Origin of the sequence: Streptomyces sp. NPDC048248 (assembly GCF_043201875.1) — a bacterium.
Taxonomy (GTDB): Bacteria; Actinomycetota; Actinomycetes; order Streptomycetales; family Streptomycetaceae; genus Streptomyces.
This window is the reverse complement of the sequence record NZ_JBICZL010000003.1, coordinates 159,060-173,769: the sequence shown is the minus strand read 5'-3', so window position 1 is coordinate 173,769 and position 14,710 is coordinate 159,060. Positions and strand designations below refer to the sequence as shown.

11 protein-coding genes, 3 tRNA genes and 1 pseudogene are annotated in these 14,710 nt (G+C 72.4%); 3 read left to right on the top strand and 12 right to left on the bottom strand.

Annotated features, from left to right (window positions below):
• Positions 1-348: 348 nt before the first annotated feature.
• A complete protein-coding gene (locus ACGFZW_RS06815; protein WP_393891967.1) occupies positions 349-711 on the bottom strand; it encodes a cupin domain-containing protein in 363 nt (120 codons plus the stop codon).
• A 330-nt stretch (positions 712-1,041) separates the two neighbouring features.
• Between ACGFZW_RS06815 and ACGFZW_RS06810 the strand changes: the two genes are divergently transcribed.
• Positions 1,042-1,827 (top strand): MBL fold metallo-hydrolase, encoded by a 786-nt coding sequence (locus ACGFZW_RS06810; protein ID WP_393891966.1) that lies wholly within the window; start codon positions 1,042-1,044, stop codon positions 1,825-1,827.
• 49 nt (positions 1,828-1,876) lie between these two features.
• On the opposite strand, the gene ACGFZW_RS06805 is transcribed toward ACGFZW_RS06810, so the two are convergent.
• The 5 genes from ACGFZW_RS06805 to ACGFZW_RS06785 all read right to left on the bottom strand — a co-directional run bounded on the left by ACGFZW_RS06805 (position 1,877) and on the right by ACGFZW_RS06785 (position 3,690).
• The gene (locus tag ACGFZW_RS06805) at positions 1,877-2,662 is read right to left on the bottom strand and encodes a GIDE domain-containing protein (RefSeq protein WP_393891965.1); all 786 of its coding nucleotides are present in this window, start codon (positions 2,660-2,662) and stop codon (positions 1,877-1,879) included.
• Between the two features lie 31 nt (positions 2,663-2,693).
• Positions 2,694-2,837: a hypothetical protein gene (locus ACGFZW_RS06800; RefSeq protein ID WP_393891964.1), complete on the bottom strand. Its 144-nt coding sequence runs from the start codon at positions 2,835-2,837 to the stop codon at positions 2,694-2,696.
• Between the two features lie 448 nt (positions 2,838-3,285).
• Positions 3,286-3,359 (bottom strand) — tRNA-Ile (locus ACGFZW_RS06795).
• 180 nt (positions 3,360-3,539) lie between these two features.
• Positions 3,540-3,612: transfer RNA gene (locus ACGFZW_RS06790), tRNA-Asn, on the bottom strand.
• A 5-nt stretch (positions 3,613-3,617) separates the two neighbouring features.
• Positions 3,618-3,690 (bottom strand) — tRNA-Asn (locus tag ACGFZW_RS06785).
• Positions 3,691-3,954: 264 nt separating this feature from the next.
• Between ACGFZW_RS06785 and ACGFZW_RS06780 the strand changes: the two genes are divergently transcribed.
• Entirely contained in the window at positions 3,955-4,242 is a 288-nt protein-coding gene (locus ACGFZW_RS06780; RefSeq protein ID WP_393891963.1) for a YtxH domain-containing protein, read from the top strand.
• Between the two features lie 88 nt (positions 4,243-4,330).
• The gene (locus ACGFZW_RS06775; RefSeq protein WP_393891962.1) at positions 4,331-5,812 is read left to right on the top strand and encodes an FGGY family carbohydrate kinase; all 1,482 of its coding nucleotides are present in this window, start codon (positions 4,331-4,333) and stop codon (positions 5,810-5,812) included.
• Between the two features lie 27 nt (positions 5,813-5,839).
• Here the strand turns inward: ACGFZW_RS06775 and ACGFZW_RS06770 are convergent.
• From ACGFZW_RS06770 to ACGFZW_RS06745, 6 genes and pseudogenes are all read right to left on the bottom strand, one after another.
• Positions 5,840-6,784 (bottom strand): annotated as a pseudogene (locus tag ACGFZW_RS06770) (RNA polymerase sigma factor); the annotation flags it as partial.
• A gap of 666 nt (positions 6,785-7,450) precedes the next feature.
• On the bottom strand, positions 7,451-9,364 hold the full coding sequence (gene dnaG / locus ACGFZW_RS06765; RefSeq protein WP_393891961.1) for a DNA primase: 1,914 nt from the start codon (positions 9,362-9,364) through the stop codon (positions 7,451-7,453).
• Positions 9,365-9,373: 9 nt separating this feature from the next.
• Complete coding sequence (locus ACGFZW_RS06760; RefSeq protein ID WP_393891960.1) at positions 9,374-10,489, bottom strand: threo-3-hydroxy-L-aspartate ammonia-lyase; 1,116 nt, start codon at positions 10,487-10,489, stop codon at positions 9,374-9,376.
• Positions 10,490-10,498: 9 nt separating this feature from the next.
• Positions 10,499-11,761 carry an NAD(P)/FAD-dependent oxidoreductase gene (locus ACGFZW_RS06755; RefSeq protein WP_393891959.1) on the bottom strand — a complete coding sequence of 421 codons (1,263 nt, stop codon included), beginning with the start codon at positions 11,759-11,761 and terminating at the stop codon, positions 10,499-10,501.
• A 173-nt stretch (positions 11,762-11,934) separates the two neighbouring features.
• Positions 11,935-13,368: a deoxyguanosinetriphosphate triphosphohydrolase gene (locus tag ACGFZW_RS06750; protein WP_393891958.1), complete on the bottom strand. Its 1,434-nt coding sequence runs from the start codon at positions 13,366-13,368 to the stop codon at positions 11,935-11,937.
• A complete protein-coding gene (locus ACGFZW_RS06745) occupies positions 13,365-14,603 on the bottom strand; it encodes a sirohydrochlorin chelatase (protein WP_393891957.1) in 1,239 nt (412 codons plus the stop codon). Before ACGFZW_RS06745 ends, ACGFZW_RS06750 begins: the two co-directional genes overlap by 4 nt.
• Between the last annotated feature and the right edge of the window lie 107 nt (positions 14,604-14,710).

The following is a 14,710-nucleotide window of genomic DNA, read 5'->3' as shown; positions in this document are numbered from 1 at the left end:
CGACAGACCCGTAGCCGGCCGAACGCCGCTCCCCGGCCTCGATCGATCGAGGACCCGGGACCGCCGGACGGCAGACCGTACACAGACACGGCGGCCACCCCAAAACCGGCGGACCACAGCCCCTCCCACAGGCGCTTCGTCGCACCGCGCGGCGCCCCGCCCCCCACTCACGACATCACGACGAAGGCGCGAACACGCCTCCACGGCGCGCACGCGCCCTCGGCCTGCGACATCGGACACACAGGCTTCCCCAGCCGGGCTCACCCGCGGAGGGCGAACCCGGTGCCGTCCGCCCCGACTTCGGCAGGGGCCGACGTCGCGGCGGACGGCTACGGCCGACGTCCAGGACTAGCCCTTCGGTCGACCGTAGTCGGTGGCCATCTGACCGGCGAAGTCGTACACGATGGCCTGGTCGTCCCCGACCACCCAGGCGTCATGTCCGGGCGTGCACACGAACACGTCGCCGGGCCCCACCTCGGACTCCGCGCCGTCGTCCATCCTGATGCGCATGCGCCCCTGTGCCATGTAGCAGTTGTGGTGAACCTCGCAGCTGGCCGTGCCTACCAGCGGTCCCACCGATTCCGACCAGCGCCAGCCCGGCTCGAAGGTGGCGACGGCGAAATCCAGTCCGCTGAGGTGGAGGGCCTCGATGTGACCCCGGGGAAAGTCCCGCCGGTCATCCGGCTTGTCGAGGGTTTTGACTTCCAGCATGGGGTGCCTCCAACCGTTCCCCCTATTACTTCCATGGTGCGCCGCGCGAGTGCGGGCGGCCACCCCGCCGGAAGAAGGTCACCGGCGGCACAACCGGCACCACAGCGCGTGCCCACCCGCCCCTGCTCAGCGAACGTGGCGCACCCCGGTGACACACCCCGCCCCGCCTCAAGACCGGTCACCGCGGCCCGTGTTCGGCCGTCCGCCTCATCAGGAAGGTGACAGCCGCCCGATCTACGATGAACAGGGGCCGCCGACGCGAGGGCGACTGCGGACACCCACCCGGCAGCCCGCAGCCGATCACGCTTCCGCGGAAGGACGTGCTGCTCCATGGAAACCTCCGTGGCCGAGATCGCCGACGACATCTACCGGATATCCACCTTCATCCCCGAAGTGGCGGCCCCCGCGGGTTTCACCTTCAACCAGTTCCTGATCGACGCGGAGGAGCCGCTCCTCTTCCATACGGGCATGCGCTCGCTCTTCCCTACCGTCTCGGAAGCCGTCGGTCGCATCGTGCCGCTGGAGGAACTGCGCTGGGTGACCTTCGGGCACGTCGAGGCGGACGAGTGCGGCGCCATGAACCAGTTCCTGGCCGCCGCCCCGCAGGCCGAGGTGGCCCACGGCCTGCTGGGGTGCCTGGTGTCCCTCGACGACCTGGCCGACCGCCCACCGCGGGCACTGGCCCACGAGGAAACCCTCGACCTGGGCGGAAAGCAGCTGCGGCGCCGCGTCCGCCACCTCAACACCCCGCACGTTCCGCACAATTGGGAGGCGCGGGTGCTCTACGAGGAGACGACGGGCACGCTCCTGTGCGGCGACCTCTTCACCCATGTCGGCAACGGCCCAGCGATCACCGAGAGCGACCTGGTCGAGGCATCACTCGACGCCGAGGGAATGTTCCGTCAGATCTCCTGCCTGACGGCGGCGGCGGAAACGATGCGCTCCCTCGCCGAGCTGGCTCCGCGGACGCTGGCCGTCATGCACGGCTCGTCCTTCCACGGCGACGGCGCCGCCGCGCTCAACGCCCTCGCCGACGGTCTGGAGGCCCGCTTCCAACCGGAACGCACCTTCGCCGGTCGGCCGAGCGTCCTCGCCGACGGGGACTCCGCATCCTGACCACCGCGCGCGGCCCCGCGCCGCGCCCACGGCGACCGTCGGGCGCCGATCAGCCCTGCAGCAGCCAGTGGCCGCCGAGGGCGAGCGGGCCGAGCACCAGGCCACCCCAGGCCATGACCGCGAAGATCTTCTTCTTGTTCCGCTCGACGGCGATGAGGTCCTGCTCGGACAGGCCGGTCATGAGGAACGGGCTGCCGTCCGACGGCGCCCCTATGGTCAGCTCCCCCCGCTCGTCGTCCCGGGCCTCACCCCGCACATAGAACTGTGCGCCGTCCCGGAGGACCCACTCCTCCTGCTGGTGGCCGAGGGTGCGCTCGTGGCGGGTCACGCCGGGGATGTCGAGGAACCCGAGCGGCTTGTTGTCACCCGGCCGGTAGGGCTCGAAGTGGTCGACGGTCTTGGGCGCGTGGTCCACGATGCCCTTCGCGGGAACCACCACGGTGGCGCCTGACCCGTCCTCGACGAGGAACGGTGAGGCGCTGAGGAAATCGGACACCACCTGACTCTTGCGTGCCAGGTTCCCGCCGTTCCCTGAACCGGTCCGCGTCTCGTACTTGCGCGTGATCCTGGTACGGAACCAGACGCACTCCGTGCTGCCCAGCTGCGACGTCAGCGGGCCACTGGGATGCGGACGGGCCGTCCCCGCCGCTTCGATGCGCCGCCGGAAGGCACCGGGGCCGACCGCACCGACCGCCGCCTGATGCAGCTCCCGCAGCTCGTGCGACGCAACGGTCTCGGTCGTCACCATCGCGTGGATGCGCTTGCGCGCACGCAGGACCTGGAAGACGCTCAGCGCACCCAGGCCGAGGAGGAAGAGCCCCAGGAATGCCAGCACGTGACGGATACCTCTCTGTTGTTGCCGTGGGTCAGCGGAAGAGCTCGCGGATCCTGCGGAAGGTCTCGTAGAGGCCGCGGAGGGTCTGGCTTCCCGCCCTGACGAGGGAGGCCACGGCACACCAGCCGAGTATCAGCAGAGCCAACACGACGAGGCTCCATTGCCACCAGCTCACGACGGGCTCCTTGTCTCGGGGTTGGGGAGGGCCGGGACCCGGCGCGAAGTGTATGTCCCTCCTCCGGCAGCGACGGGGGCGGGACCGCCCCTGCACACAACCCGCACCGCACACCGGTCGGCGACTCCCCTCGCCCGGGGCCGGGCTCGGCATCCCGTACGCGGTCGCGTTCGCCGTGCGCAGGCGCTCGGGGCACGTGCCGAGGGCATCGGATCCACGCTCCGCGTCGGCTGTTTTCCGGCCGCTTTCCGAACAGTCACGCTATTCGTGGCACCGGTGGCCGTGCCCGGGACGGCGGGTCCCTTGGTCCACCACCGCGCCCCCGAATACCCCGTCCGGCTGACCCGATCCTCGTCCGGACGAGCGTCGAGGGCCGCCGGCATCCTCACGGCGACCCTCGAAACTGCCTCTCACCTGGCCATATCGCGTCTGCGCTACCAGGCTGCGGTGGGGCGGGTGGGACTCGAACCCACGGCCGACGGATTATGAGTCCGCTGCTCTAACCGGCTGAGCTACCGCCCCCTCGCGGCGCGCCGCGCACATTTGTGCGCGCCGTCTGCCGCAGCATAGCCGCTCATACGATCTGTTGCCCGTGAGGACCGTCGTCGCGCGACCATGCACGCCCAAGAGGACTTGGATCATGGGTGGTTCGGTTCCACGGCACAAGAAAAAGGACCCCTTCCGGGGTCCTCGTTCCTTCTGCTCCCCCGACTGGACTCGAACCAGTAACCCTCCGGTTAACAGCCGAATGCTCTGCCAATTGAGCTACAGGGGACCGAGCTCCCCCGACTGGACTCGAACCAGTAACCTGCCGGTTAACAGCCGGCTGCTCTGCCAATTGAGCTACAGGGGAATGCTCTGTGTGCCTCGAATGCACCCCTGCCCGGTCTTCCGGACGGCGCGCGCTCGCTGCGACACATACATTAGCGCAAGCAGGGGGGTGCTCCGCCAATCGGTATCGCCTCGGGTGATCTCCAGTCCTGGGGGTAGGCGCGCGGCACAGCCTGCCGATCCGCTGCGTCACCGGCATCGGACGCGATCGAGCGGCATCAAGGCGCCTCGTGCGTGGCATGAGTGGCACACACGAGCGAGACCGACGACAGGAAAGGGTGGAGCGATGCGCTACCGGCTCACGTTCATCACGGGACTGGCCATCGGATACGTGCTCGGCACGCGGGCCGGCCGGGAGCGGTACGAGCAGCTGCGCAAGTGCGCCCAGCGCTTCGCGCAGAATCCCGCTGTCCGCAATACCGCCGAATCGGCCGCACTGACCGGCCGCGAAGCCGCCACGAAGGCCTTCGACAAGGTCGAGGACCGGCTGCCCGACTCCTTCAGCACCCGGATCCGCTCGCTGCGCGATCACCGCGGGGCGGCGGAGGACGACTGGGGAACGAGCAACACATGACGGCACTCACCCGAGCGGCCCCAGTGCGCCGCTGCCGGGCAAACCCTGACTCTCTCCTTATGCGTCCTATGGGGCATCATCTGGGGCCATGGGGATAGTCGCCGGGCTGGACAGCTCGTCCGAGAGCACACGGATCGTCGTCTGCGATGCGGACACGGGTGCCGTCATCAGGCAGGGGTACGCGCCGCACCCCGCCGACAAGGGACCCGAGATCGATCCGCAGGCATGGCTGATGTCACTCGGCGAGGCGGCGGGCAACGGGCTGCTGGAAGGCGTGCAGGCGATCGGCGTGTCCGCGCAGCAGCACGGTCTGGTGCCGCTGGACGCCGACGGCAATCTCGTACGGCCCGCGCTGGTCGGCAATGACAAGCGCGGGCAGAGCGCTGCCGCCGACCTGATCGACTCGCTGGGCGGGCGCACCGCCTGGGCGCAGTCCGTCGGGGCCGTGCCGCAGGCGGCGCACCCGGTGACGAAGCTGCGCTGGCTGGCCCGTACCGAGCCGGCGAACGCGGCCCGGATCGCGGAGGTCATGCAGCCGCACGACTGGCTGGCGTGGCAGCTGCTGGGACGGCCCGCGCGGCGGACGACGGACCGCAGCGGGGCCTCGGCGACCGGCTTCTGGTCGGCGGCGACCGAGTCCTACCGGCCGGACCTGATCGAGCTGGCGCTGGGGCACCAGGTGCGGCTGCCGGAGGTGCTCGGCCCCTTCGGGACCGCCGGGTTCACCCCGGAGGGACTGCTGATCTCCGCCGGTACGGGCGAGACGATGGCCGCCGCCTTCGGGCTCGGCGTCGGAGTCGGTGACGCCGTGGTGTCGCTCGGCGCCTCGGGCTCGGTGTTCGGCATCCACCATGAGGCGCTGGCCGACCCGAGCGGCACGATCATTTCCTTCGCCGACGCCACCGGCCGTCATCTGCCGGTGGTGCACACCACCAACGCGGTGCGGGTGCTGCGGGGCGCGGCGGAGATGCTCGGCACGGACCTGGAGGGCCTGTCCGCACTGGCGCTCGAGTCGTCGCCCGGCTCGTACGGCATGGTTCTGCTGCCGTATCTGGAGGGCGAGCGCACTCCGCACCTGCCGCACACCGCGGGATCGTTGCACGGGATGCGGCGGGAGAGCATGAAGCCCGAGCACCTGGCGCGGGCCGCCGTCGAGGGCATGCTCTGCGGGCTCGCGGACGCCCTCGACGTACTGCGCGGACGCGGCGTCGAGGTGCGCCGGGTGTTCCTGCTGGGCGCGGCTGCGGAACTGGGCGCGGTGCAGGCCGCCGCGCCGTCGCTGTTCGGCGTGCCGGTCGTGGTACCGCAGCCCGCGGAGTACGCGGCGCTGGGCGCGGCCCGGCAGGCGGCCTGGGCACTGGGCGTGGCGCACGGCACCCTCACCCCCGCGGCGGGCGCCGGCGCGCCGCCGGAGGGCGGGTCACCGTGGGTGGATCCGCCGGAGTGGCCTGCGGCCGCGAGCCAGGTGTTCGCACCGGGTGAGGACCTGGCGGTCGGCCGGGCCGTGCGCCAGCAGTACATGGCGGTGCGCGACGAGATCCATCCGGGGGCGTTCCAGCGGGAGGGCTGAGCCGGCCGGGTGGCCCGCGGGGCCCCGTCAGTCGAGGTAGCCGCGCAGCTGGTCGGCGAAGGCGTGGTCGCGGAGCTTGTTGAGGGTCTTGGATTCGATCTGCCGTATGCGCTCGCGGGTGACGCCGAAGATCCGGCCGATCTCCTCGAGGGTGCGGGGCCGGCCGTCGGCCAGGCCGTAGCGGAGCTGGACGACCTTGCGTTCGCGTTCACCGAGGGTGGACAGGACGGCGTCGAGGTGTTCGCGGAGCAGCAGGAAGGCCGCTGATTCGACGGGCGAGGCGGCGTCGCCGTCCTCGATGAGGTCGCCGAGCGCGACGTCGTCCTCCTCGCCGACCGGTGCGTGCAGCGAGACCGGTTCCTGGGCGAGCCGCAGGACCTCGCTGACGCGTTCGCCGGTCAGGTCGAGGTGGGCCGCGACCTCCTCCGGGGTGGGTTCGTATCCCCGTTCCTGGAGCATCCGGCGCTGGACGCGCACCACGCGGTTGATCAGCTCGACGACGTGGACCGGGACGCGGATGGTGCGGGCCTGGTCGGCGAGCGCGCGGGACATCGCCTGGCGGATCCACCAGGTGGCGTAGGTGGAGAACTTGTAGCCGCGGGCGTAGTCGAACTTCTCGACGGCGCGGATCAGGCCGAGGTTGCCCTCCTGGACGAGGTCGAGCATGGTCAGTCCGCGGCCGACGTAGCGCTTGGCGACGGAGACCACCAGGCGCAGGTTGGCCTCGATCAGGCGGCGCTTGGCCATTCGGCCCAGGACCACCAACCTGTCGAGGTCGACGGCGAGTTGGGAGTCCAGGTCGGGGGTGTTGGTGAGTTTCTCCTCGGCGAAGAGACCGGCCTCGACGCGGCGTGCCAGCTCGACCTCCTCGGCCGCGGTGAGCAGCGCGATCCGGCCGATCTCGCGGAGGTACTGGTGGAAGAGGTCGGAGGACGGGCCCGCCGTCTCGGGACGGGTCGGCGGCTCCGGTGCGGCCTCCTCGGCAGCCTCCTCGGCGACCTCCTCGGTGAGCGTCTCGACGGCGGGCGCCTCGCCCTGCTGGGGGACCGTGACCTGTTCGGCCGGCGGCTCCGGCGTACGGGGGTCACGGTCGGCGGGCCCGGGAGGACCCGGTTCGCGGAGGCCGGTCACGTCGTCGGCCGGCGCGTCGGGGAGGGTCTGGGTCTGCACGGGGGCGACCTCCAGGTGATCGCGGCTGGGGCGGCAGAAGGGTCCGGGACGACTGCGGCCGAGCCGCTGTCCGTCCCGGACGTCACGGGCGGTTCCGCGGGGGATTCACGGTCCGTGCGACCGGACCCGCCGCGCTCCGAGGACTCAGGCACCGCTCCTCAGTGTGGGGTACGACACATGCCCGCCACGAGGGGCGTGCGACCACTTTTTGAGTCCGGTGCGTGACCGGACGGCTACGGGCGGGCGCGACGCGCCGTACAGCGGGGGGCGGTTCGCGGTCCGGGGGCGGGGCGGTTCATCGTCAGCGGGCGGCCCGCCCGCTGATCAGGTGCATGCTGACCCGCCGGGTCGGCACGCTTTCGGAGAGCGCGTCAGCGCTTCGCGCCGGGGGGCGTGCGTGCTTCGTGACCGGCGCGGGCCGGACCGCCCGCTCCCGGTGCCGTCGCCGGGGGAGGCGGCGGGCGGGCCTTACAGGGCCGCCGCGCCGCGTTCGCGGAGGGACTTGCCGTATTGCTGGAGGACCCAGAGTTCCTGGAGCACCGCGGCCGAGCCCGCGTGATCGCCCTGGGCCTCGCTGCGGCGGGCGGCGCCCTCCAGGTCGGCGATGCGTGCGTCGACGGCGGCGATGCGGACCGCGGCCAACTGCTCGCCGGCGTAGGCGGCGTCGGGGTCTCGGCGGGTGCGCAGCGGCTCGACGGTGAGTTCGGTGACCATGGCGCGGACCGTGTCGTCGGGGGCGGCGTCGCGCACCCGGGCGACGTACTCGCCGTCGGCGACGCCGGCTGCGGCGCCGCCCGCGTCCTCGATGCACTGGCGGACCGTGGCATACGGCGGGGCGGTGAACTCGTCGACGCCGTAGGCGTCGAAGGCCGGGGACACCAGGTCGGGGCGCTGCAGGGCGAGCTTGAGGAGTTCGCGCTCCACGCGGTGGGCGGGGCTGCGGAGGTGGAGGGCCGGGCCGCGCGGTCCCGGGGCGGGGCGCTCCTGGACGGGGGCGGCTGCACCGCGGCGCTGCCGGCCGCCCTGCTCCGGGCCGCCGTCCCGGCCACGCTCGCGGGCCCAGCGGGCGAGCTGGCTGACCCGGCGGACCACGAACTGGGTGTCCAGGATGCCGAGCATGCCGGCCAGGGAGACGGCCGATTCGTGCTGGATCGAGCTGTTCTTGATGTTCGCGACGATGGGCGCCGCCTCGTCGAGGGCTGCGGCGCGGCCGACCGTGGTGGCGAGGTTGTGCCGGGAGACGACATGCCGCAGGGCGAATTCGAAGAGCGGGGTACGGGACTCCACGAGGTCGGCGACAGCCTGATCGCCCTTGGCGAGCCGCAGGTCGCATGGGTCCATGCCGCCCGGGGTGATCGCGATGGAGGTTTCCGCGGCGAACTTCTGGTCGTCCTCGAAGGCCCGCAGGGCGGCCTTCTGGCCGGCGGCGTCGCCGTCGAAGGTGAAGACCACCTCGGAGCCGGAGTTGTCCATCAGCAGCCGGCGGAGGATCTTGATGTGGCCCTCGCCGAAGGAGGTGCCACAGGTGGCGATGGCCGTGGTCACACCGGCCAGGTGGCAGGCCATGACGTCGGTGTAGCCCTCGACGACGACCGCGCGGCTGGTCCTGGCGATCTCCTTCTTGGCGAGGTCGATGCCGTACAGGACCTGGGACTTGCGGTAGATGGGGGTTTCAGGGGTGTTCAGATACTTCGGGCCGTTGTCGTCGTCGCGGAGCTTGCGGGCGCCGAAGCCGACGACCTCTCCTGAGATGTCCCGGATCGGCCACATCAGGCGGCCGCGGAAGCGGTCGATGGGGCCGCGGCGGCCCTCCTGGGAGAGGCCCGCCAGGACCAGCTCCTTGTCGCTGAAGCCGCGGCCGCGCAGGAAGCGGGTGAGGTGGTCCCAGCCCGCCGGGCTGTAGCCGACGCCGAAGTGCTGGGCGGCGGTCTGCTCGAAGCCGCGCGCGGCGAGGAACTTGCGGCCGATCTCGGCCTCGGGGCTGTCCAGCTGCTCGACGTAGAACTGCGCGGCGACCTTGTGGGCCTCGACCAGGCGGGTGCGCTCGCCCTGCTGGCGGCCGGGGGTGTAGCCGCCCTCTTCGTAGCGCAGGGTGATGCCGGCCTGGGAGGCGAGGCGCTCGATGGTCTCGGCGAAGGAGAGGTGGTCGATCTTCATGATGAAGTCGACGGTGTCGCCGCCCTCCTGGCAGCCGAAGCAGTGGTAGAGCCCCTTGGCGGTGCTGACGTGGAAGGACGGGGACTTCTCGTCGTGGAACGGGCACAGGCCCTTGAGGTTGCCGCCGCCGGCGTTGCGGAGCTGGAGGTACTCGGACACGACGGCGTCGATCGGGACCGCGTCCCGGACCGCCTTCACGTCGTCATCGTTGATCCTGCCTGCCACGCGTGAATTCTACGGCCGGGCTCGGACACTCCCCGCCGCGCCTCCGCTCCCCGGCGTCGCTCCGGTTCGGCCCATCAGCTCCAGGAAGCGGGCGAGTCCGATGTTGCCGCCGGAGACGATCACGCCGATCCGGGGCGGACGGGGGTCCTGCCCGGGCCGTCCGGGCACCGGGGGAAGGTCGATGCGCCCGGCCAGCAGGGCGGCGAGTGCGATGGCGCCGCTGGGTTCGGTGACGATCTTCAGCCGCTCGAAGGCCAGCTTCATGGCGGCGCGGATCTCGTCGTCGCCGACCAGGACCACGGAGTCGACGAGCTCGCGGTTGATCGGGAAGGTCAGCTCGCCGGGCGCGTCGACGGCCTGCCCGTCGGCGATGGTGTGCGGGACCGGGATCGTGACCCGGTGCCCGGCGGCGAGCGAGCGCCGGGTGTCGTCGCCGGTCTCCGGCTCCACGCCGATCATGCGGATGCCCGGGGCCAAGGCGGTCGCAGCGAGGGCCGAGCCCGCCATCAGCCCACCGCCGCCCACCGGCACCAGCAGCGCGTCGAGCGGACCGGTCTCCTCGATCAACTCCAGGGCCGCAGTGCCCTGACCTGCGATGACGTCCGGGTGATCGAACGGCGGGATCAGACTGAGTCCGCGCTCCTCGGCGAGCCGTCCGCCGATGGCGGCGCGGTCGCCGGTGTAGCGGTCGTAGCTGACGATCTCCGCACCGTAGCCGGCGGTTGCGTCGAGCTTGGCCTGCGGGGAGTCCTCCGGCATCACGATGACGGCGGTGGTGCCCAGCTCCCGGGCGGCCAGCGCGATGGCCTGCGCGTGGTTGCCGGAGGAGTACGCGACGACGCCGCGGGCCCGCTGCTCGGGCGTCAGCCGCGAAACGGCGTGATAGGCGCCGCGGAACTTGAACGCGCCGACGCGCTGGAAGTTCTCGCACTTGAGGAAGACCTCGGCGCCGACCAGCGCGTCGAGGGTGCGCGAGCGCAGTACGGGCGTGCGGTGGACCACGCCAGCCAGCCGTTTCGCCGCGTCCCGGACGTCGTCGAACGTGACGGCCGGGACGGGCGTGCCGGCGCCGCCAGGGCCGGTGGGGTCTGCGGGACCGGAGGAACCGGTGGGACTGCTGGGCATACCACCACGCTACGGGAGCAGCGAATCCAGCGGAACCTGCGGATCGGCCAACGCGTCGGCGTCCAACGGCTGCCCGGAGCGAATGAGTTGCTGGATGTGCCCGGCGACGTCCCAGACGTTGACGTTCATGCCCGCGAGCAGCCGGCCTTCGGCGAGCCAGAAGGCGATGAACTCCCTCTTGCCGACGTCGCCCCGGCAGACGACCTGGTCGTACGAGCCGGGCGGGGCGTAGCCGGAGTACTCCAGGCCGACGTCGTACTGGTCGGAGAAGAAGTAGGGGATGCGGTCATAGCTGACTTCCTGGCCGAGCATGGCGCGCGCGGCGGCCGGCCCGCCGTTGAGGGCATTGGCCCAGTGTTCGACGCGCACCCGGGTGTCCAGCAGCGGGTGGTCGGCGGCCGCGACGTCGCCGGCGGCGTAGATGTACGGGTCGGAGGTGCGCAGGCCGGCGTCCACGGCCACGCCTCCCCCGGCGGCCGGGTCGGCGAGCGCCAGGCCGGCCTGGGCGGCGAGGGCGGTGCGCGGGGCGGCGCCGATCGCGGCGAGCACGTCGTGGGCGAGGTGCTCCTCACCGTCGTCGGTGCGCACCGCGAGCACCATGCCGTCCTGCCCGACGATCTCGGTGAAACGGGCGCCGAAGTGGAAGCGGACGCCGTGCTCGCCGTGCAAGTCGGTGAAAAGACCGCCGAGTTCGGGCCCCAGGACGTGGTGCAGCGGGGTCGGGGCGGCCTCGACGACGGTCACCTCGGCGCCGTAGGAGCGGGCCGCTGCGGCGACCTCCAGGCCGATCCAGCCGGCCCCCGCGATGACGAGGTGGCCGTTGTCGCGGCCGAGCGAGGCCAGCACGCCGCGCAGCCGTTCGGCGTGCGCGAGGCGGCGCAGGTGGTGCACACCGGCGAGGCCGGTGCCGGGGATGTCCAGACGGCGCGGCTCGGCGCCGGTGGCGAGCAGCAGCTTGTCGTAGGCGATCAGGGTGCCGTCGCCGAGGCGTACGGTCCTGGCTTCCGGATCGAGGTGGACGGCGGGCTGGCCGAGGTGCAGTTCGATGTGGGCCTTGGCGTACCAGGCGGGTTCGTGGACGAAGACGCTGTCGCGCTCGTCCTTGCCGAGCAGGTAGCCCTTGGAGAGCGGCGGGCGCTCGTAGGGGTGGTCGCGCTCGTCACAGATGAGGATCACCCGGCCGGTGAAGCCCTCCGAGCGGAGGGTCTCGGCGGCCTTTGCGCCGGCCAGGCCACCTCCGACGATGACGAACGTCTGGTGTGCGTCGACCACTTGCTTCCTCCTCGTTGCGGTGCCGTACGTCCGCTTCCGCGTCCGTGAACGCCCTCGTCGTGCCCCCGTGGATCATGCCCCCGTCGGTGTCGTTGGCGATGCTCCGTTCGAAACCGCCGAGTTCGAGCGTCCCGCACGGAGCGTGAGGGGGGAAGGGGGCTACCCCTCCAGGGTCACCCTCGGTTGCCTCGCAGGTGACCAGGGGGGCGGGTGAGACGGGCGTGCAGAGAGCGTGCCGAGGCGTCCGTCAGGGCGGCGATCTGGTCGATGACGGCCCGCATCCGGGCGGTGTCGTCCTCGGCCGTCTCGAACAGCGAACGGAACTGCGGGTCAAGGCCGTCGGGGGCGCGGGCCAGCAGCGCCTCGGCCAGTTCGGCGATCACCACGCGCTGGTCGGCGCGCAGCGCTTCCTGGTCGGGCCGCTGCATGACGTAGCGGTCGGCGACGGCTTTCAAAACGGCGCATTCCAGCCGCGTTTCGGCCGGAACCACCAGCTCCGCCGCGTACCGCGTGAGCCTGCCGCTGCCGCTCGCGGAGCCGCGACGACCCGGCAGGTGACCCCACGCGGCCCGCGTGGCGGTCTCCGCGGCCAGGCAGAAGCGGCCGATCAGCTGGCTGGTGGCGTCCTTGAGGCGGGCCTGCGCGAGCGCCGAGCCGTCATAGCCGTGCGGCCACCACTCCTGCTCCAGGAGCCGGTCCAGCGCCGCGGCGAGTTCCTCGGGGCCGGCGCCGGGTGCGTAGCGTTCACCGGCGACGGCGAAGATCTCGGCCCGTTCGGAGTCGGCGAGCAGGAGGTTGGGGTCGAGGTGTCCGGCGTGCAGGCCGTCCTCGACGTCGTGCACCGAATACGCCACGTCGTCGGACCAGTCCATGACCTGCGCCTCGAAGCTCCGCACCGAGGTGGGCGCGCCCTGCCGGAACCACCCGAAGACCGGCAGGTCGTCGTCGTAGACGCCGAACTTCGGGGAGTCGGGGTCGGTGGGGTGCCCGCCGCGTGGCCAGGGGTACTTCGTGGCCGCGTCGAGAGCGGCGCGGGTGAGGTTGAGACCGACGCTGACCGTCGAGCCGTCCGGGGCCGGGATGAACCGTTTGGGCTCCAGCCGGGCCAGCAGCCGCAGCGACTGCGCATTGCCCTCGAACCCCCCGCAGGGCAGGGCCACTTCGTTGAGGGTCTGCTCGCCGTTGTGCCCGAAGGGCGGGTGGCCGAGGTCGTGGGCCAGGCAGGCGGTCTCGACCAGGTCCGGGTCGCAGCCGAGGGCGGCGCCGAGCTCCCGTCCGACCTGTGCGCACTCCAAGGAGTGCGTCAGGCGGGTGCGGGGGCTGGCGTCCCAGAGGTGGGTCTGCGAACCGGGGGTGACGACCTGGGTCTTGCCCGCGAGGCGGCGCAGCGCGGCGGAGTGCAGGACCCGGGCGCGGTCGCGCTGGAAGGCGGTGCGCCCGGGGCGCTTGTCCGGTTCGGAGACCCAGCGTTCGGCGTCGGCCTCGGTGTAGCCGGGCGTGTCCGGGGTGGCCGGGACACGTGCGGGTTCCCGGGAGCTCGGGCCGGAGGCGTGGCCGGGGCCGTGGTCGCCCGTGTCCCTGCCGGTGGTCGGTGGTGTACCCGTCATACAGCGACGGTAGCCGCCCTGGCGCCTTCCGGGTCGGATGCGGTACGCGCGAGGAGCGCCTGGTCGTAGCGGTGAAGTACGAGGCGGGCCAGGGAGGGGTGGTCGCCGAGGGGCGCGGCGGCGGTTGCGGGGGCGTCGGCGGCGCACTGCGCGGCGAAGCGCCCGGGGGCCGTGAAGCAGGCGGCGACGGCGATCCGGTCGTGGCCGCGGGCGGTCAGCAGTCGTACGGCCTCGGCGACGGTGGGGGTGGCGGCGGAGGCGTAGGCGGGCAGCACGGGGACGCCGCCGAGCCGGGCCGAGAGCAGCTGCGCGATGCGGGCGGTGTCCTCGGCGGACCGCGGCGCCCGGGAGCCGGCGGAGGCCAGCACCACGGCGGTGCGGCCGATGCCCGAACGATTCTGCGGTCGGTTCACGGCGCAGGGGCCGGCTGCCACCACCTCGCAGCCGAGTTCCTCGGCCGCGTCGAGAGCGTCGAACGCGTCGCGGGCATCAGGACCACCGCCGGTCTCGTGGGCGAACCCGGCCTCCACAAGCCTGCCGTGCAGCGCCTCGATCAGGAGCGGGTGCGGGCCCAGGGGCGCGGCGACCCGGCCGTCGAGGTGGGGCGCGTCGGCCAGGGCGGCGGGCAGGTCGTGCGTGACGTGGTGGCCCCGGCCGAAGAGCAGCGGGACGAGGACGGCCTCGCCGCGCAGTGCGGCGAGGGTGTCGGCGAGCAGCGGCTGGTTCAGCTCGATGTGGCCGAGGCGGACGGGCAGGCCGGGGCGGAGCGCACGGACCCGGTCCAGCAGCGCGCGGATGGTGCGTACGGCCCGCGGGTCCCGGCTGCCGTGGGCCACGGCGACCAGGGTCGGAGCGGAGTGCGGGCGCGGGGCGGTGGTCATACGGTGCTCCAGGGCGGGGTGCCGGACGGCGGCGGCCTGCCGCCTGTCGGGCCGCTGCCCTGCGGGGCGCCGGTAGCCGTGCAGCCGGACCTTGCTGAGCTGGTGGCTCAGCTGGGCCGTGATCTCGGTGGCGAGGTCGGCCGTGCCCAGGGGAACGGCGCCGTCGGGGTGGTCGGAATCGGGGTGGTCGCGGGCGTCGGGGTCGTCGGGGGCCGGGCGGTCGTCCGCGACGGCGCGGCCCTGGTGTGCTGCGCGGCCCTCGCTCGGTACCGGGTCGGTCCGTGAGGCGAGGTCGTCGTTCGGTGCGAGGTCGATCGGGGCCTGGATGGGCTGGTGCGCTCTCGACGCCGTCATGGCCAGAGCGTGGCAGCGGTGCGTTGCGGGGCCGTTTCCGGCCGACGAATTCCGTGTGCCGTCCGACCTCCGCCGGGGTGCCGCGCGCTGGGAGGTGGCTGCCCCGT

Coding starts and splice junctions, on each gene's coding strand:
- ACGFZW_RS06760 (WP_393891960.1), bottom strand. CDS start 10,489: ATGCCCAGCAGTCCCACCGGTTCCTCCGGTCCCGCAGACCCCACCGGC.
- ACGFZW_RS06810 (WP_393891966.1), top strand. CDS start 1,042: ATGGAAACCTCCGTGGCCGAGATCGCCGACGACATCTACCGGATATCC.
- ACGFZW_RS06750 (WP_393891958.1), bottom strand. CDS start 13,368: ATGACGGGTACACCACCGACCACCGGCAGGGACACGGGCGACCACGGC.
- ACGFZW_RS06775 (WP_393891962.1), top strand. CDS start 4,331: ATGGGGATAGTCGCCGGGCTGGACAGCTCGTCCGAGAGCACACGGATC.
- ACGFZW_RS06815 (WP_393891967.1), bottom strand. CDS start 711: ATGCTGGAAGTCAAAACCCTCGACAAGCCGGATGACCGGCGGGACTTT.
- ACGFZW_RS06780 (WP_393891963.1), top strand. CDS start 3,955: ATGCGCTACCGGCTCACGTTCATCACGGGACTGGCCATCGGATACGTG.
- ACGFZW_RS06745 (WP_393891957.1), bottom strand. CDS start 14,603: ATGACGGCGTCGAGAGCGCACCAGCCCATCCAGGCCCCGATCGACCTC.